Annotated in this window: 15 protein-coding genes; all 15 read left to right on the top strand. The window is 64.5% G+C overall.

Annotated elements, in window-relative coordinates; genetic code table 11:
* The first annotated feature begins 90 nt into the window (after positions 1–90).
* The 15 genes from leuB (at position 91) to BMY30_RS02215 (ending at position 17,071) form a co-directional block, all read left to right on the top strand.
* Entirely contained in the window at positions 91–1,170 is a 1,080-nt protein-coding gene (gene leuB, locus BMY30_RS02285; RefSeq protein ID WP_089710176.1) for a 3-isopropylmalate dehydrogenase, read from the top strand.
* Positions 1,171–1,333: 163 nt separating this feature from the next.
* A complete protein-coding gene (gene asd, locus BMY30_RS02280; RefSeq protein WP_089710174.1) occupies positions 1,334–2,446 on the top strand; it encodes an aspartate-semialdehyde dehydrogenase in 1,113 nt (370 codons plus the stop codon).
* A 259-nt stretch (positions 2,447–2,705) separates the two neighbouring features.
* Positions 2,706–5,588, top strand: a complete 2,883-nt coding sequence (locus BMY30_RS02275) for a FimV/HubP family polar landmark protein (protein WP_170840047.1) — start codon at positions 2,706–2,708, stop codon at positions 5,586–5,588.
* Positions 5,589–5,594: 6 nt separating this feature from the next.
* The gene (gene truA / locus BMY30_RS02270; protein WP_089710170.1) at positions 5,595–6,515 is read left to right on the top strand and encodes a tRNA pseudouridine(38-40) synthase TruA; all 921 of its coding nucleotides are present in this window, start codon (positions 5,595–5,597) and stop codon (positions 6,513–6,515) included.
* The gene (locus tag BMY30_RS02265; protein WP_089710168.1) at positions 6,512–7,150 is read left to right on the top strand and encodes a phosphoribosylanthranilate isomerase; all 639 of its coding nucleotides are present in this window, start codon (positions 6,512–6,514) and stop codon (positions 7,148–7,150) included. Before truA ends, BMY30_RS02265 begins: the two co-directional genes overlap by 4 nt.
* 60 nt (positions 7,151–7,210) lie before the next feature.
* Entirely contained in the window at positions 7,211–8,425 is a 1,215-nt protein-coding gene (trpB, locus tag BMY30_RS02260) for a tryptophan synthase subunit beta (protein ID WP_089710166.1), read from the top strand.
* Positions 8,426–8,440: 15 nt separating this feature from the next.
* A complete protein-coding gene (trpA, locus tag BMY30_RS02255; protein ID WP_089710347.1) occupies positions 8,441–9,244 on the top strand; it encodes a tryptophan synthase subunit alpha in 804 nt (267 codons plus the stop codon).
* Between the two features lie 78 nt (positions 9,245–9,322).
* Positions 9,323–10,342, top strand: coding sequence for an acetyl-CoA carboxylase, carboxyltransferase subunit beta (accD, locus tag BMY30_RS02250; protein ID WP_089710164.1), 1,020 nt, complete (start codon positions 9,323–9,325; stop codon positions 10,340–10,342).
* A gap of 9 nt (positions 10,343–10,351) precedes the next feature.
* Positions 10,352–11,659 (top strand): bifunctional tetrahydrofolate synthase/dihydrofolate synthase, encoded by a 1,308-nt coding sequence (gene folC, locus BMY30_RS02245; protein ID WP_089710163.1) that lies wholly within the window; start codon positions 10,352–10,354, stop codon positions 11,657–11,659.
* Between the two features lie 8 nt (positions 11,660–11,667).
* Positions 11,668–12,306 carry an SPOR domain-containing protein gene (locus BMY30_RS02240; RefSeq protein ID WP_244516096.1) on the top strand — a complete coding sequence of 213 codons (639 nt, stop codon included), beginning with the start codon at positions 11,668–11,670 and terminating at the stop codon, positions 12,304–12,306.
* Between the two features lie 2 nt (positions 12,307–12,308).
* Complete coding sequence (locus BMY30_RS02235; RefSeq protein WP_089710159.1) at positions 12,309–12,902, top strand: CvpA family protein; 594 nt, start codon at positions 12,309–12,311, stop codon at positions 12,900–12,902.
* Between the two features lie 81 nt (positions 12,903–12,983).
* Positions 12,984–14,507, top strand: a complete 1,524-nt coding sequence (gene purF, locus BMY30_RS02230; protein ID WP_089710158.1) for an amidophosphoribosyltransferase — start codon at positions 12,984–12,986, stop codon at positions 14,505–14,507.
* A 10-nt stretch (positions 14,508–14,517) separates the two neighbouring features.
* Complete coding sequence (locus BMY30_RS02225) at positions 14,518–15,714, top strand: O-succinylhomoserine sulfhydrylase (RefSeq protein WP_089710156.1); 1,197 nt, start codon at positions 14,518–14,520, stop codon at positions 15,712–15,714.
* A 174-nt stretch (positions 15,715–15,888) separates the two neighbouring features.
* Positions 15,889–16,443, top strand: coding sequence for a cytochrome b (locus tag BMY30_RS02220; protein WP_089710154.1), 555 nt, complete (start codon positions 15,889–15,891; stop codon positions 16,441–16,443).
* Between the two features lie 40 nt (positions 16,444–16,483).
* On the top strand, positions 16,484–17,071 hold the full coding sequence (locus BMY30_RS02215) for a YceI family protein (protein ID WP_089710152.1): 588 nt from the start codon (positions 16,484–16,486) through the stop codon (positions 17,069–17,071).
* Positions 17,072–17,107: the final 36 nt, after the last annotated feature.

Below are 17,107 nucleotides of genomic sequence, written 5' to 3'. Positions count from 1 at the left end.
GCTACCGATGCCATCCGTGGTATAGGACCTCCTCTTCGGCCTGCCCCCGGCGCCCTTGTTACCCGGCTTTAGTCGCACAAGGATCAAGTAATGACTCAGAAGATTCTGGTACTGCCGGGTGACGGCATCGGCCCCGAGATCACCGCCCAGGCCAGCCGGATCCTGGCCGCCTGCCAGGCCCGCGGTCTCGATATCGAGATAGACGAGGGGCTGCTGGGCGGCGCCGCCTATGACGTTCATGGTGAGCCTCTGCCCGCCGAGACCCTGGAGAAGGCCAAGGCGGCGCGCGGTATCCTGCTGGGCGCCGTGGGTGGCCCCAAGTGGGACAAGATCGAGGACCTCGCCAAGCGCCCGGAAAAGGGCCTGCTCGGCGTGCGCAAGCAACTGGGCCTGTTCGGGAACCTGCGCCCGGCCATCACCTATCCCCAGTTGGCGTCTGCTTCCAGCCTCAAGCCCGAGCTGGTAGCCGGTCTCGATATCATGATCGTGCGCGAGCTCACCGGCGGCATCTACTTCGGCCAGCCGCGTGGCATCGAGGAACGCGACGGCGAGCGGGTGGGTTTCAATACCTATATCTATACCGAAAGCGAGATCGAGCGTATCGGTCGCGTGGCCTTTGAGATGGCGCAGAAGCGTGGCAAGAAGCTCTGTAGCGTCGACAAGGCCAACGTGCTCGAGGTCACCATCCTGTGGCGTGAGGTGATGGAGCGCCTGGCGCCGGAGTACCCGGACGTCGAGCTCTCCCACATGTACGTCGACAATGCCGCTATGCAACTGGTGCGCGCGCCCAAGCAGTTCGATGTCGTGGTGACCGGCAACATGTTCGGCGACATCCTCTCGGATGCCGCGGCCATGCTCACCGGCTCCATCGGCATGCTGCCCTCCGCTTCGCTGAACGAGAGTGGTCAGGGCATGTACGAGCCCTGCCATGGCAGCGCCCCGGACATCGCCGGGCAGGGCATCGCCAACCCGCTCGCCACCATCCTCTCGGTAGCCATGATGCTGCGTTATTCCCTGGACGCGCCGGCGCTCGCCCAACGCATCGAGGACGCCGTGGGCAAGGTGCTTGACGATGGACTGAGGACCGCCGACATAGCTTCCGAGGGCACTCGAACCGTCTCCACCGCCGAGATGGGGGACGCCGTGCTGGCCGCTTTCGAGGCGTTGTAGCGCCTATCGGGCAGCTACAAGCTACAAGGAGCAAGCGACAAGGAAACCCTTTGGCTTGTTCCTTTTTCGAGGCGATGCGGAATTGTAACTCGGCGCTCAGCGCTCGGCGCTCAGCGCGGCTTTCTGTATAATGCCCTCACATTCAATTTCTCGAGGACTTCACATGTTGAAAGTCGGTTTTGTCGGTTGGCGTGGCATGGTCGGTTCCGTGCTGATGCAGCGGATGGTGGACGATGGCGACTTCAAGGGCATCGAGCCGGTCTTCTTCACGACTTCCCAGGTCGGTCAGGCCGGTCCCGATGTCGGCGTCGACGTTCCCGCCCTGAAGGATGCCTTCGATCTGGACGCCCTCAAGGCGCTGGATGTAATCGTTACCTGCCAGGGCGGCGAGTACACCGATAAGGTCTACGCCGACCTGCGCCAGAGTGGCTGGAAGGGTTACTGGATCGACGCGGCCAGCACTCTGCGCATGGCCGAAGAAGCGACCATCGTCCTCGATCCGGTCAACCGTCACGTCATCGACGCCCAGTTGGCGAAGGGTGCCAAGACCTTCGTCGGCGGCAATTGCACCGTGAGCCTGATGTTGATGGGCCTCGGTGGCCTCTTCGAGGCCGACCTGATCGAGTGGATGACCTCCATGACCTATCAGGCTGCTTCCGGCTCTGGTGCCAAGCACATGCGTGAACTGCTCGGCCAGATGGGCAGCCTGCGCGACAGCGTGGCCGAAGAGCTTGCCGATCCGGCCAGTGCCATCCTCGACATCGATCGCAAGGTCACGGCGGCCATGCGTAGCGGCAATTTCCCCACCGATAATTTCGGTGCACCGCTGGCCGGCAGCCTGTTGCCCTGGATCGACAAGGCCATGGACAACGGTCAGAGCAAGGAAGAGTGGAAGGGTTCCGTGGAGAGCAACAAGATCCTCGGCCTCCAGGACAACCCTATCCCCATCGATGGCCTCTGCGTGCGCATCGGTGCCATGCGTTCCCACAGCCAGGCCTTCACTATCAAGCTCAAGAAGGACGTTCCGATCGACGAGATCGAGGATCGTCTGGCTCGTCACAACGACTGGGTCAAGGTGATTTCCAACGACAAGGATGCCACCATCGACGGCCTGACACCGGCAGCCGTCACCGGCACCATGAGCGTACCGGTAGGCCGGCTGCGCAAGCTGGCGATGGGCGGCGAGTATCTCTCTGCGTTCAGTGTCGGTGACCAGCTGCTGTGGGGGGCGGCTGAGCCGCTCAAGCGGATGCTGAAGATCCTGCGTGAGCAGTAAGCCGTCATGCGATTGTCTATGATCGTGTGAACGAAAGCGGGACGCCAACCAAGGCGTCCCGCTTTCGTTGGTCGGCACGTGTTCGCATGCCATGCTATCAATGCCTTATGTTAGTCGTAAGCAAGTATGATGGCCGGTGATGGTTCGAGAGGGCATCGACGAAGGGAATGTGATACATAGTCATCATAACGATTAAGAATATATGAACCGGTCGCCGCCGGGCTCGGCGCGGCGCAGTGGAACGACGCAAGGGAACTCGATGAAACGCAAGCTGACTTTCGCCATGCTGCTTTCGCTCTCCGCCGCGAGCCCGCTGGTGCTGGCGCTGGGTCTGGGGGAGCCCGAGGTGAACTCGACGCTCAATGCGCCATTGCGGGCGAGCATCCCCTTGACCGACACAAGCGGCCTCGAGGCCGACCTTATCAACGTCTCGGTGGCAGGTGAGCGTGCCTTCTCGTCGGCGGGCCTGCCGCGCACCCCGCTGGCCGCCAGCGTGAGGATGGACGTGACCCGACGCCAGGGGCGCCTGGTGGTCGACCTGACCACAGAGCGCGCCGTGCGTGAGCCCTGGATCGACCTGCTGCTGCGCTTCGATTGGCCGGGCGGCCAGCAACTGCGGGAAGTGACCCTGCTGCTCGACCCGCCGGATTATGATCAGCTCCCGGCACTGGTGCCGTCCTCGACCTCATCGCGAGACGTCGCATCCTCGCCGAGCTCCTCTTCCCCGGCATCGGAACCCGCGACGCGTCCGGTAGCGCGAACTTCGAGCAACGATTCGGGAGATCCCGCCCGAGTTCGTAACGGCGATACCCTGTGGGCCGTGGCCGGCCGGCTGCGCCCGGACAGCGGTATCAGCAGGAATCAGATGATGGTCGCCCTGGTGGAGGCCAATCCGGAGGTCTTCCCGTCTGGCAATATCAATTCCATGCGGGCTGGCTTCACGCTGGTAGTGCCGCCTCGCGACGCTATCACGACACGCTCACCGGCCGAGGCCGAGCGTATTGTCCAGGCCATGAATCAGGCCTGGGCCAACCGCGGTAGCGGGGCTCCAGCCCGGGTGGCACTGGGCGGCTCCAGCGATACTACGGCATCGGCAGTGGCCAGTGCCCCGGCACAGGAAGGGGCGTCGCCAGAATCTACCGATCAAGTGCAGCCAGAGGCGGTGGAGACAGCGTCCAGCGTTGCCTCCGACGATGGCGACAACGTGAGTGGTGAGGGGGAGCAGCGCCTTACGTTGCTCAGTGACGCTGAACTGGCCGCCGAAGGTGGGACGCCTGTCGAGGGAGAGTCGGCTCAGCAAGAGGATGACGAAACCGCTGGTGCCCCTCAGGGAGAGGAAATCGCCGATACCTCCCTGGCACTGCCTTCGGGTGCTGAAGGTGCTGAAGGAGAAGGGCCGTTCATCGACCCCGAGGTGCTGGCGCTGCTCCAGGGCAGCGGCGGGCTCACCGACGATCAGCGCCTGCTGCGCTTGGAAGCGCGCTGGCGCGAGAATCGCCAGGCCCTGGAGGCGGTTCGCAGCGAGCGTGATGAGCTGCAGTCTCAGCTCGGAAACCTGCGCGAGGAGCTCGACGCCATGCGCGACCAGTTGGCCGCCCTGAGTGCCGGGGGGCAAGGTGCAGATGCCGCAGGCAGCGGTGGCGTGGTAGCGCCCGGCAGCGAGCCGGAATCTACCCAGCAGGCGTCTTGGTGGGGCGCACTTTATCAAGGTGATACCGGTCGCAACCTGTTGCTGGGCGGTGCAGGTCTGGCGGCGCTGCTGGCGCTGTGGGCCCTGATACGCCGTCGTCGCCGCGAGGAAAGCGAGCCTCCGGCGGTTTTCGATGAGGTCCGGGCAGTGAACCCGGCGACCGACGGCGTCGTGGTGCCGGGCACCTCCCAGGCAAGGAGCGCCGAAGTCCAGAGTCAGGAGAGAGCGGCGCCGGTGCGTACCTCCATGCCCGAGGCCGAGGCGATCAACGAGGCTGACATCTTCATCGCTTACGGGCGTCATGACCAGGCACGCGAACTGCTGGAATCCAGCCTTGCGCAGGAGCCAAGCCGAGAAGATCTGAGGCTAAAACTGTTGGGAGTGCAGCTGAAGCAGGGCGATCATGCAGCGGCAGCCCGTCAGGCCGAGCTGCTCCGCGCCGGCGGTGACCCGGATGTCCGGGCCCAGGTAGCCCAACTGATGGAGCGTCATGCTCACAGTGCCCCATCCGCTCAGGGAGCTGAGACCACGTCGGACATGCCTGACGAGCGGGCTGTCTTCCCCGAGGCCGACGAGCTTCCACCGCGTCGCTTCGATGATCCCGATGCGTCTGACGGGGCGCAAGCCGATGATGAGCCCGTAACGGACGAGGCCTCGCCCCGAGAGTCCTCGGAGGATATCTCGGCAACCCCGGCTGAGTCCGAAGGGGCATCAGCCGACACCTCGTCTGAGCCCGAAAAGGAATCCTCGGCTGGTGAGCGGGACGATCCGCTGGCCCGCTATCGTCCTCCCGAGTTGGAGCCAGAGCCGAACGCGCAGGAAGGCGATGTCTCACAGCTGGAGGCCGTCGCGGCATTCGACCAGGATGGTGAGCCGGCCAGGGAGAACGAGCGAACCGAGGAGGCGTCTCTCGAGTCGTTCGGTGTGACACAAGAGCACGGTGCCCCAGAGAAGGGCGGTGAGCTAGAAGAGCCTGGTGAGCACGAGATGCCCTCGGAACCAGAGCAGCCGGAAACAGCCGAAGAGTTCTCGACAGCCTCCCTGTCCACCCGCCAGGCGGATGACGGACGCGAGGTCATCGACTACAATCCGCCGACGCTTGAGGAGCATTATGCGCCTCGCGAGGAGACGCCCATGCAGCCCAGCGTGGAGTTCACTCCTTCAGGCGCCGGTGATGGCGACACAGCGGATACCGTAGCCGGCAGCAAATCGGAGAGCGATGTTTCCGAGGAGTGGGACATCGAGGAGGTGGCCTTCCCGCCGTTGTCGCAGGATAATGCCAACTTTTCCGCCGCCGCTTCTGCTTCGTCGTCGCTGGCCGAGGCCCGGCGCCTGCTGGACGCGGGCGCGGCCGCCCAGGCTCGTGCGTTGCTCGAGAGTCTGATCGACGAGTCCGATGACCCGGATGCCCGGCAGGAGGCCCGCGAATTGCTGGACCAATCTCAGCCATGAGGTCGAATGACCCTTTTCCGATCCCTCGATGACCACCTCCCCCTGACTGGCCGCCTGGCCATGGGGGTGGAGTATGACGGCAGTGCCTACTGCGGCTTTCAGTTTCTCAAGCAGGCGCCCTCCGTGCAGGGCGCGCTCGAGAAGGCGTTGGGCAGGGTGGCCAGTCAGGCGGTGCGCGTCCATTCCAGCGGGCGCACCGACTCTGGTGTCCACGCCACCCGTCAGATCATTCATTTCGACCCTCCGGTGCCTCGCACCGAGAAGGCTTGGGTATTCGGCGTCAATGCCAATCTGCCCCGGGATGTCGCGGTGCGCTGGGTGAAGTCGGTCCCCGACAGCTTCCACTCGCGTTTCAAAGCCCTGGCGAGGCGCTACCGGTACGTGATTCTCAATCAGCCGAGCCGTCCGGTGCTGGAGCGGGCCAACGCCACCTGGTGTCGGGATCCTCTGGATACCGAGGCCATGCACCGGGCCGCTCAGGCTCTGGTTGGAGAACATGACTTCTCGAGCTTTCGCGCCGCCGGCTGTCAGTCGAAGACTCCCTGGCGTCACCTGCATTTCATCGAGGTGCACCGCCATGGCCAGCTGGTGGTCATCGACGTCCAGGGCAATGCCTTCCTGCATCACATGATCCGCAACATCGTCGGTGCCCTGGTCACGGTAGGACGTGGTGAGCGCGGCGACGACTACCTGGCCGAGCTGATGGCGCTGAAGAACCGGCGACTTGCCGATGTGACGGCTCCTGCCTGTGGCCTGCACTTCGTCGACTCGCTCTACGACGAGAGCTGGGGGCTGCCCCGCGAACCGCTGGGCCCTAATCTTCTGGCTTTCCTCGGCGAATGGACCGGCGAACGGCCGCTTCCCGACTGCCCGATGGTCGAGTTTCGCCGCGGCCGCCCGGTGGTAGCCGACCAGGAGGCGACATGACCCAGCGTACCCGCGTGAAGTTATGCGGCCTGACCCGACCCGAGGATGTCGATGCCGCCGTGGCCGCGGGGGCCGATGCCTTGGGCTTCGTGCTCTGGCCAGGGAGCAAGCGAGCCATCGATGAGCAGCGGCTTGCCGAGCTCTGTGCCCGAGTGCCGGCCTTCGTCACCCGAGTGGGGCTGTTCGTCGATGCCGACCGTGGTGTGATCGAGCGCTGCGCATCCTGTCTGGATCTGCTGCAGTTCCATGGCAATGAGCCGCCCGAGCTTTGCCTGGGGCTTGGCCGCCCCTGGATCAAGGCATTGCGCATGCGCGATGGCCTCGATCTGCCCGCCGCTGCCGTGACCTACGCCGGTGCCCAGGCCCTGCTGCTCGATGCCTATCGGCCGGGCGTGCCGGGGGGCACTGGCGAGACCTTCGACTGGTCGCGAATTCCCGCAGATCTGACAAAACCTGTTATCCTCGCCGGAGGTCTGGCGCCGGACAACGTGGCCGAGGCGATCGCGGCCGTGGCCCCCTTCGCCGTGGATGTCTCCGGCGGCATCGAGGTCCGCCCCGGCATCAAGGATGCCTCGCGAATGGCGGCGTTCCTGCGAGCCGTGCGCCGGGCCGATGATGAGCGCTCCGGCGCTTGAGTCGTTCGCTTCATCGCTTTTCTCTTACACCCTTTCTGGCGACCCTGTGAGGTGTCTTTCGTGAGCAAGTTCAGTGACCTGACCCGACTGCCGGATGCCCGTGGCCATTTCGGCGCCTACGGCGGTCGGTTCGTCTCGGAGACCCTGAGCTTCGCCCTGGATGAGCTGGAGAAGACCTACCTGAGTCTTCGCGATGACCCGGCCTTCCAGGCGGAATTCGACTATGACCTGGCCCATTACGTGGGCCGCCCGTCACCGCTCTATCACGCCGAGCGATGGTCGAAGCAGCTCGGAGGGGCACAGATCTGGCTCAAGCGCGAGGATCTCAACCACACCGGTGCCCACAAGGTGAACAACACCATCGGCCAGGCACTGCTCGCCAAGAAGAGCGGCAAGCCTCGGGTGATCGCCGAGACCGGCGCCGGCCAGCACGGCGTGGCGACCGCCACCGTGGCGGCACGTCTGGGACTCAAATGCGAGGTCTACATGGGCGCCGAGGACGTGCAGCGCCAGAAGCTCAACGTCTATCGCATGCATCTTCTGGGCGCCAACGTCATCCCGGTCGAGTCCGGCACCCGCACGCTCAAGGACGCCATGAACGAGGCGTTGCGCGACTGGGTGACCAACGTCGACGACACCTTTTACATCATCGGTACCGTGGCCGGGCCGCACCCCTACCCGATGCTGGTGCGCGACTTCAACGCGGTGGCCGGGCGCGAGGCACGACGCCAGTCTCTCGAGGAATTCGGCAAGCTCCCCGATGCCCTGGTCGCCTGCGTGGGGGGTGGTTCCAACGCCATGGGGCTCTTCTATCCGTTCGTCGAGGATGATGAGGTCGTCATGTATGGCGTCGAGGCCGGCGGTGACGGTGTCGAGACCGGCCGCCACGCTGCGCCGCTGGCGTCCGGGGCGCCGCGTGGGGTGCTTCACGGGAATCGGACCTACCTGATGTCCGACGAGGGCGGCCAGGTGTCGGACACCCACTCGATCTCGGCGGGCCTGGACTATCCCGGCGTGGGTCCCGAGCATGCGCTGTGGAAGGACGTGGGGCGGGTCAATTACGTGGCCGCCAACGACACCCAGGTCCTCGAGGCGTTTCGCGAGTTGACCTGTGTCGAGGGCATCATGCCGGCCCTGGAGTCCGCCCATGCCCTGGCCTATGCCAAGGTGCTGGCGCCTACCATGCGTCCCGACCAGAACATCGTGATCAACCTCTCCGGTCGTGGTGACAAGGACATCATGACGGTGGCAAAGATCGACGGAATCGAATTCTAGATGATGGCCCAGACCATGAATCGTATCGACCAACGCTTCGCCGCGCTCAAGGCCCAGGGCCGTCGCGCGCTGATTCCCTACATAACCGCTGGTGACCCGGCACCTGAGCATACCGTCGGCTTCATGCATGCCCTGGTGGCGGCGGGTGCCGATGTCATCGAGCTGGGAGTGCCATTCTCGGACCCCATGGCCGATGGGCCGGTGATTCAGAAGGCCTGCGAGCGCGCCCTCAAGCACGGCGTACGGCTGTCCCATCTGTTCGAGATGGTGCGCGAGTTCCGCCAGACTGATAGCGAGACGCCGGTGGTGCTGATGGGCTATCTCAACCCGGTGGAGCGTATCGGGTTGGAAGCCTTTGCCGACCAGGCTGCCGAGTCCGGCGTCGATGGCGTATTGGTCGTCGACATGCCGCCGGAGGAGGCCGACGAGGTCGGCCCATTGCTCAAGGCCCGTGGGCTGGCCTCGATCTTCCTTGTCGCGCCTACCACGTCGCGCGCCCGGGCCGCTACAATATGCGCCCACGGCGAGGGCTACATCTACTATGTTTCGCTGAAGGGTGTGACCGGTTCGGCGATACTCAATGCCGAGGATGTGGCCGAGCATCTGGCGCCGCTGCGCGAGATGACCGACTTGCCGCTGTGTGTGGGCTTCGGCATCCGCGATGGTGCTTCGGCGGCCGAGGTAGGCAAGGTCGCCGACGGCGTGATCGTCGGCTCGGCACTGGTCAACCGCATCGCCGAATACGCCGAACGGCCCGAGGCGATCCCGGCTGCCCTGGAGGCGGTGCTGAGTGAGATGCGCCAGGCGCTGGACGCCTGATCCTGGCCCATCGTCAACCGAATCGACCCCGTCCCCGGCGCCGCCGGGGACTTCAGCCTATACGGAAGTGTTTCTGACATGAGCTGGCTAGACAAGATCGTGCCCTCTGTGGGCCGCATCCAGCGCAAGGATCGCCGGGCGAGCGTGCCTGACGGTCTGTGGCGCAAGTGCCCCAAGTGCGAGGCAGTGCTCTATCTCCCCGAGCTGGAGAAGCACCATAACGTCTGCCCCAAGTGTGACCATCATCTGCGGCTGACGGCCCGAAAGCGGCTGGACTGGTTTCTGGACAAGGGAGGCCGTGAGGAGATCGCTGCTATCCTTGAGCCGGTCGACCGTCTCAAGTTCCGCGATTCCAAGAAGTACAAGGACCGCCTGGCATCAGCCCAGAAGGAGACCGGCGAGAAGGATGCGCTGATCGCCATGCGCGGTTCCCTGGAGGGGCTTCCGGTGGTGGTGGTGGCTTTCGAGTTCACCTTCATGGGCGGTTCCATGGGCGCGGTGGTGGGCGAGAAGTTCGTGCGTGCCGCGACCGTCGCGCTGGAGGAAGGCATCCCGCTGATCTGTTTCTCCGCCTCCGGTGGGGCAAGGATGCAGGAGGCGCTGTTCTCATTGATGCAAATGGCCAAGACCTCAGCGGCGCTGGAGAAGCTCAAGCAGGCCGGCGTGCCCTACATCTCGGTACTTACCGATCCGGTATTCGGTGGTGTCACGGCATCATTGGCGATGCTCGGTGACCTCAATGTGGCTGAGCCCAATGCGCTGATCGGCTTCGCTGGCCCCAGGGTCATCGAGCAGACGGTCCGCGAGCAGCTGCCGGAAGGCTTCCAGCGCAGCGAGTTCCTGCTCGAACACGGGACCGTGGACATGATCGTCCACCGTGGCGAGATACGCGAGCGTCTAGGTGGTGTGTTGCGCAAGCTTACTCACTGGCCGGTTGCCGGGCAGGGTACTCTCGTCACCGAAGAGCCCGATCTGGTGCAGGCGGCCGAGCAGGCCGAACAGGAAGAGGTCCAAGTCACGAGCAGCCTGCCGGCTACCGAGCCTGAGGCCGACCGTGATGCCGAGCAGAACGGCGAGCGCCCTGATACGGCGCGATGACCGATCGGCATGAGCGATCACACCTTTCCCGATACGCTTCCGGCCTGGCTGGCCAGGCTGGAAGCGGCTCACCCGATCGGCATCGACCTCGGTCTGGAGCGTGTGGCCGAGGTCGCGCGTCGAATGGGGCTCTTCGATGCGGCTCTTGCCGACCGTGTCGTCACCGTGGCCGGTACCAACGGCAAGGGATCGACCGTTGCCATGCTGGAGGCACTGGGCCGTGCTCATGGTCGTTCCACCGCGGCCTACACCTCCCCCCACCTGCTGCGCTACAACGAACGCCTGCGGCTGGACGGCCGGGAGGCCGATGACGCGACGCTGATCGCCGGTTTCGAGGCGGTGGAGGTCGCGCGTCTGGCGGGTGAGCCGGTCAGTCTGACTTACTTCGAGGTAAGCACCCTTGGGGCGCTATGGGCTATCAGCCGAGGGCGAGTAGACCTGGCGATTCTCGAGGTCGGTCTCGGCGGTCGGCTGGATGCGGTCAACATCATCGATCCGGATGTGGCGGTGATCACCACAGTGGCCCAGGACCACGCCGCTTTCCTGGGAACCGATCTGCAGGGCATTGGCCGCGAGAAGGCCGGCATCCTGCGTGCCGGTAGGCCTGCGGTGCTGGGCAGCACGGCACTGCCGGACAGCGTGCGCCAGGTAGCCGCTGAGTTGGGTGCTCGGGTCCATGCTCTGGGTGAGGGTTTCTTCCGTGAAGGCGAGGGTGCTGGCTGGACCTTCCGGGGTCAGAAACTCACGCTGGCCGATCTGCCCGACCCGGGCTTGCCCCTGGACAATGCTGCCTCTGCTCTGCAAGCCCTGGCCTTGGCCGGTGTCGCTCTCGACGCGGACGCCTGTCGCCGGGCTCTTGCCAGTGTCCAACTGCCCGGACGCATGCAGTGGTTGGGGCAGTGGTGCCTGGACGTCGGCCACAATCCCCATGCCGCCGGCTATCTGGCCCGGCGACTGGCGGCGTGCCCCTGCAAAGGGCGCACCATTGGCCTGTTGGGCATGCTCGTCGACAAGGATGCCGATGGCGTGATCAGCGCCCTGGTGCCGGTGGTGGATGCCTGGGTCCCGGCTAGCCTCGCGGGGGAGCGTGCCCGAACGGCGGATGACCTGGCCGGGCGCCTGGTCATCCATGGTGCTGAAGTGTGGCACCGCGGCGGCTCGCCGGTTGGTGCGGCCGAATGGCTGGCGGCTCGGCTAGCGCCCGAGGATCGGGTGCTGGTCTGTGGCTCCTTCTTCACCGTGGCCGAGGTACTGGAATGGTGGCTGGCGTCGGATCAGACTGCAGGAGAAGACTCGGTCATCGAGGGAGCGAGATGAAATACGGAATGCGAGAACGTCTCAGCGGAGCAATAATCCTGATCGCCCTGGCGGTGATCTTCGTTCCTATGCTGTTCGACGACCCGGCACCGCGCAGCGAGCGCCCTCAGCCGGTGATGACTATCGAGCAGCCGGTGGAGGTCGAGCGGCGTGATGTGCCCGACCCGGAACCGCCGGCGAGCCTCGGACAGATCCAGTCGCCCGGCGGGGTGTCGTCGTCTGGCCAGGAGAGCTCCGAGAATCGCGCCGAGGAGGCGGTCGAGACCGTGGCTGAGTCGTCCTCCGCCGGGACCGCGGATACCGAGTCTACCGGTGCACCCGCCGAGGATCCCATCGCCGAGCTAGCGCGCGCCGCTGACCAGCGTTTGGCGAGCCAGGCCGAGCAGGCGAACCGCGAACCGGCTGCAACGGCCCCTGAGGGTGAGTGGGCCGTCCAGGTGGGCAGCTTCGCAGAGCCGGCCAATGCCGAGCGTCTGGCGTCTGACCTGGCCGAGCAGGGCCTTCCCGTCTACAGTCGCGTCCGCGACAACGGCCTGACTACCGTTTATGTCGGTCCCTACGCCACCTCCCGTGAGGGCGAAGAGATGATGGCTGAGCTCAAGGCCGAGTCCAACCTTCAGGGCCTGCTGGTGCGGACGGGCAACTGACCATGGCGTTGACCTGGATCGACTGGCTTTTCGTGGCGGTACTGGTGGTGACCGGGCTGACCGGTTTTCTGCGCGGGCTGATCCGCGAGGCCCTTGGGTTGGCCGCCTGGATCATTGCCCTGCTGGCGGCAAGGTTGCTGGCCGAGCCGGTGGCGGATCTGCTCTCGGGAGTGATCGACAACCCGGATGGGCGCCTGGTGCTGGCTTTCGTGCTGGTGATCTTCGCGGTGATCCTGCTTTGCGGCCTCATTATCCGCGGGATTCATGCCGCGGTGGAGTGGGTCGGGATGGGGCTGCTGAACCGGGTGACAGGTGCCGCCTTTGGCATGGCCAAGGGCGCGGCGATCCTGGTGCTGGCGACCATCCTGATCAGCCTGACGCCGTTGACCCAACTGCAAGCCTGGCAGGAAGCCGAGCTTCGGCCAAGCTTCGAGCAGCTCCGCGACTGGGCGGTAAGCCGTCTCGAGGCCTGGGAAGGGCGCCTGCCCGAGGCGCCTGAGTCAATGCGCGAGCTCTCCCTGCCGCGGTCGGAGCAGTCGCCGGCAAGTGACGCCGAGCCGGCACAGGAAGACGCCGAAAGGGCGACGACTCCCTGACATGGAAATCCCGGGACGGGCCGGATCACGCTCCCGTCCCTACTCTTTAAAGCAAGTTCCGGGCAAGCGAGGTAAGGTGGAATGTGCGGTATCGTGGGCCTGATGGCCAAGCAGGCGGTGAACCAGGGCATCTATGACGCCCTGACGGTGCTTCAGCATCGCGGACAGGATGCCGCCGGCATGATGACCTGGCATGAGGGCCGCTTCCTGTTGCGCAAGAGCAACGGGCTCGTACGAGACGTATTCCACACCCGTCACATGGCTCGCCTGAAGGGAAACCTGGGCATCGGCCATGTGCGTTATCCGACCGCCGGCTCCTCCAGTGAGGCGGAATCCCAGCCCTTCTACGTCAATTCGCCCTACGGTATCACCCTGGCCCACAACGGCAACCTGACCAATTCCGACCAGCTCAAGCAGGAGTTGTTCTCCTCAGACCTTCGCCATATCAACACCAGTTCGGACTCTGAGGTGCTGCTCAATGTCTTCGCTCACGAGCTGGGCAAGCAGGGCCTGCACCTTGAACCTGGCGACATCTTCGACGCGGTACGCCGTGTGTATCGGCGCTGCCGGGGTGGTTTTGCCGCGGTGGCGATCATCAACGGCGTGGGCATGGTGGCCTTTCGCGACCCGCACGGTATCCGTCCGGTAGTGTTCGGTACCCGCGACGAGGGAGAGGGACAGGAGGTGATGATCGCGTCCGAATCGGTGGCGCTGGACGTGGGAGGCTTCGAACTGCACCGTGACCTGGCGCCGGGCGAGGCGATCTTCGTCGACATGACAGGGACCATCCATACGCAGCAGTGTGCCGATTACCCGCGCCTCGCCTCCTGCATCTTCGAGCACGTCTACCTGGCACGCCCCGACTCCATCCTCGACGGTGCCTATGTCTATGGCACTCGCATGCAGATGGGCCGCAAGCTCGGCGACCGTATCCAGAGCGAGTGGCCGGAGCACGATATCGACGTGGTAATCCCCATTCCCGATACCTCGCGCACCTCTGCGCTGGAGCTTGCCCAGCATCTGGGCGTGACCTATCGCGAGGGCTTCATGAAGAACCGCTACATCGGGCGGACCTTCATCATGCCGGGCCAGACCCAGCGCAAGAAGTCGGTGCGTCAGAAGCTCAATGCCATCGGTGTCGAATTCAAGGACAAGAACGTGCTGCTGGTGGATGACTCCATCGTGCGCGGCACCACTTGCAAGCAGATCATTCTGATGGCCCGCGAGGCGGGTGCGCGCAAGGTCTATTTCGCCTCTGCGGCGCCCCCGGTGCGTTATCCCAACGTCTACGGTATCGACATGCCGGCCGCAAGCGAGCTGATCGCCCACGGTCGCAGCGAGGCCGAGGTGGGCGAGCTGATCGGCGCCGACCGGATCTTCTATCAGGACCTCGAGGACCTGAAGGCCGCCTGTCGCGAGGTGAACCCCGAGCTCGAGTCCTTCGATTGTTCGGTGTTCGACGGCAAGTACGTCACCGGTGATATTGACGAGCGTTACCTGTCGGCCCTCGAGGCCTCGCGCAGCGACGATGCCAAGCAGCAGCACAGCGCCGGCGGCCATGCCCTGGTGGGAATGCACAACCAGGAAGACGACATAGACGACTGAGGGGCAGGTCATGCAGCAGGATCAGACACCGCAACAGGAATGGGCACTGGAGACCCTGGGGATCCGTGCCGGTCACCAGCGGACCCATGAGCAGGAGCATGGTGAGCCGATCTTCCCGACCTCGAGCTTCGTCTACGGCAGCGCTGCCGAGGCGGCGGCCAAGTTCAGTGGCGAGGAACCGGGTAATGTCTACTCGCGTTTCACCAACCCCACGGTGCGCACCTTCGAGCAGCGCCTGGCGGCCATGGAGGGCGGCGAGCGGTGCGTAGCCACCAGCTCCGGCATGTCGGCGATCCTGGCAACAGTGCTGGCCTTGCTCGAGTCCGGTGACGAGATCGTGGCCTCACGCTCGCTGTTCGGTTCCACGGTCAGCCTGTTCGACAAGTATCTGGGCAAGCTGGGCATCACGACGCGCTACGTGGAGCTGTCCAACCTCGAGGCCTGGGAGGCGGCGGTGACCCCGGCCACCCGGCTGCTGTTTGCCGAGACACCGTCCAACCCGCTATCCGAGGTGGTGGACATCGAGGAGTTGGCCAGGATCGCCCGGCGGCATGACGCCTGGCTGGCTATCGACAACTGCTTCCTCACCCCGGCGCTGCAGAGGCCTATCGCGCTGGGGGCCGATCTGGTGATCCATTCCGCGACCAAGTACCTGGATGGCCAGGGCAGGGCGATCGGGGGCGCCGTGGTGGGACGTGACAAGGAACTCGAGGAAGTGTTCGGGGTGGTGCGCACCTGCGGTCCCTGCCTGAGCCCCTTCAATGCCTGGATCTTCACTAAGGGCCTGGAGACACTCAACCTGCGCATGCGGGCTCACTGCGAGAATGCGCGGATACTGGCCGAGTGGCTGGAGGGACATCCCGCGGTGGCGCGGGTCCACTACAGTGGCCTGGCCACTCATCCGCAGCACGAGCTCGCGAGTCGCCAGCAGCAGGGCTATGGGGCGGTGCTGGGCTTCGAGGTTAAGGGCGGACGCGAGGCGGCCTGGTCGGTGATCGATGCGACCCGGTTGCTCTCCATCACCGGCAACCTGGGTGACGTCAAGACCACCATCACCCACCCCGGTACCACCACCCATGGACGCCTCTCGGAGGACCAGAGGGACGCCGCCGGCATCACCGAGGGGCTGATCCGTGTAGCGGTCGGCCTGGAGGCCATTGAAGACATTCGCGCTGACCTGGCCCGGGGGCTCGACGCCTTGGTCTGATCTCGATTCGTGTGGTTTGCCTTACATGCCGCCCGCCATGCCTGCCGTGGCGGGCGGCATGTGGTTTTTCCGAATGGTGTGTTCGGCTTTTTTCAGGGGATGCCGTTGATGCGCTGCGGTAAGCTACTGCTATAGCTTTTCCCGTAGGCATGGCGCGAACCGAGGCACCTGAACATGTGGAAGAACACCCGCAGCGGTTGGGGAATGGTCAGCATCCTGCTGCACTGGCTCAGTGCCTTGGCCATTTTCGGCCTCTTCGCCCTGGGCTGGTGGATGACAGAGCTCGGCTACTATGACAGTTGGTACAACCTGGGACCCTGGTGGCATCGCTCCATCGGCATGTTGCTGCTGTTCGCCACCCTGTTTCGCGTGGTGTGGCGCATCGCCAACCCGGCGCCGGTGGAGAAGGGACATCGGCTCGAGCGTCTGGCCGCCCATTTTGGCCATATCGGCCTCTATGTGCTGATGCTGGTAGTGATGGTCAGCGGCTACCTGATCTCCACCGCCGAAGGCAAGGGGATCAGCGTTTTCGATTTTTTCGTGGTGCCCGCCCTGATCAGCGACCTGCCCAATCAAGCCACCGTGGCTGGCCAAATCCACTGGTACAGTGCCCTGGCCCTTGTCCTGCTGGCGGCGGGGCATACCCTGGCCGCCCTGAAACATCATTGGATCGATCGCAACGACGTCTTGATGCGCATGGTCGATCCCCGCCGTTCTCGTCGTCCCTGAGGCGATAATTTCCCGACACGACCCGAAGGAGAAACACCGGATGATCAAAAAGACCGCTATTGCCACCGCCCTGAGTGCCGCTGCGCTGGTGGGCGTCAGCCAGGCTCAGGCCGCCGATTACGTCATCGACACCGAAGATGGGCAGCACGCCTTCGTGCAGTTCAAGATCAGCCACCTGGGGTACTCCTACATCCTCGGCAGCTTCGAGGAATTCTCCGGCAGCTTCAGCTACGATCCCGAGAACCTGGAAGCATCATCTGCCAGCGTTGAGGTCGATGTAGCCAGCCTCAGCAGCAACCACGCCGAGCGTGACAAGCACATCAAGAGCGATGACTTTCTGGATGCGGGCGAGTACCCCACAGCCACCTTCACCTCCACCGGCTTCGAACCGAGCGGCGACAATGAAGGCGTGCTGAGTGGCGAGCTGACGCTCCATGGCGAGACCAACGAAATCGAGATGCCGGTCACTCTGGTGGGTGAGGGCGAGGATCCTTGGGGTAGCTATCGTGCCGGCTTCGAAGGCTCTACTACTCTGACGCTGGCCGACTACGGCATCGACATGAGCAATTTCCCCGAGGTGATGCACGAGCTCGAGCTCTATGTGACCTTCGAGGGTATCCGCCAGTAAGGCATAGCCCACGCTTGAGTCCGTACCGCAGGTAAC

The organism is Halomonas daqiaonensis (genome assembly GCF_900109725.1).
GTDB lineage: Bacteria > Pseudomonadota > Gammaproteobacteria > Pseudomonadales > Halomonadaceae > Halomonas > Halomonas daqiaonensis.
This window is presented reverse-complemented; position numbering and strand designations above follow the sequence as displayed.

What these genes read in the sequence shown, in the direction of transcription:
- leuB (WP_089710176.1), top strand. Translation starts at nt 91, where the DNA reads ATGACTCAGAAGATTCTGGTACTGCCGGGTGACGGCATCGGCCCCGAG.
- asd (WP_089710174.1), top strand. Translation starts at nt 1,334, where the DNA reads ATGTTGAAAGTCGGTTTTGTCGGTTGGCGTGGCATGGTCGGTTCCGTG.
- BMY30_RS02275 (WP_170840047.1), top strand. Translation starts at nt 2,706, where the DNA reads ATGAAACGCAAGCTGACTTTCGCCATGCTGCTTTCGCTCTCCGCCGCG.
- truA (WP_089710170.1), top strand. Translation starts at nt 5,595, where the DNA reads ATGACCCTTTTCCGATCCCTCGATGACCACCTCCCCCTGACTGGCCGC.
- BMY30_RS02265 (WP_089710168.1), top strand. Translation starts at nt 6,512, where the DNA reads ATGACCCAGCGTACCCGCGTGAAGTTATGCGGCCTGACCCGACCCGAG.
- trpA (WP_089710347.1), top strand. Translation starts at nt 8,441, where the DNA reads ATGAATCGTATCGACCAACGCTTCGCCGCGCTCAAGGCCCAGGGCCGT.
- accD (WP_089710164.1), top strand. Translation starts at nt 9,323, where the DNA reads ATGAGCTGGCTAGACAAGATCGTGCCCTCTGTGGGCCGCATCCAGCGC.
- folC (WP_089710163.1), top strand. Translation starts at nt 10,352, where the DNA reads ATGAGCGATCACACCTTTCCCGATACGCTTCCGGCCTGGCTGGCCAGG.
- BMY30_RS02240 (WP_244516096.1), top strand. Translation starts at nt 11,668, where the DNA reads ATGCGAGAACGTCTCAGCGGAGCAATAATCCTGATCGCCCTGGCGGTG.
- BMY30_RS02235 (WP_089710159.1), top strand. Translation starts at nt 12,309, where the DNA reads ATGGCGTTGACCTGGATCGACTGGCTTTTCGTGGCGGTACTGGTGGTG.
- purF (WP_089710158.1), top strand. Translation starts at nt 12,984, where the DNA reads ATGTGCGGTATCGTGGGCCTGATGGCCAAGCAGGCGGTGAACCAGGGC.
- BMY30_RS02225 (WP_089710156.1), top strand. Translation starts at nt 14,518, where the DNA reads ATGCAGCAGGATCAGACACCGCAACAGGAATGGGCACTGGAGACCCTG.
- BMY30_RS02220 (WP_089710154.1), top strand. Translation starts at nt 15,889, where the DNA reads ATGTGGAAGAACACCCGCAGCGGTTGGGGAATGGTCAGCATCCTGCTG.
- BMY30_RS02215 (WP_089710152.1), top strand. Translation starts at nt 16,484, where the DNA reads ATGATCAAAAAGACCGCTATTGCCACCGCCCTGAGTGCCGCTGCGCTG.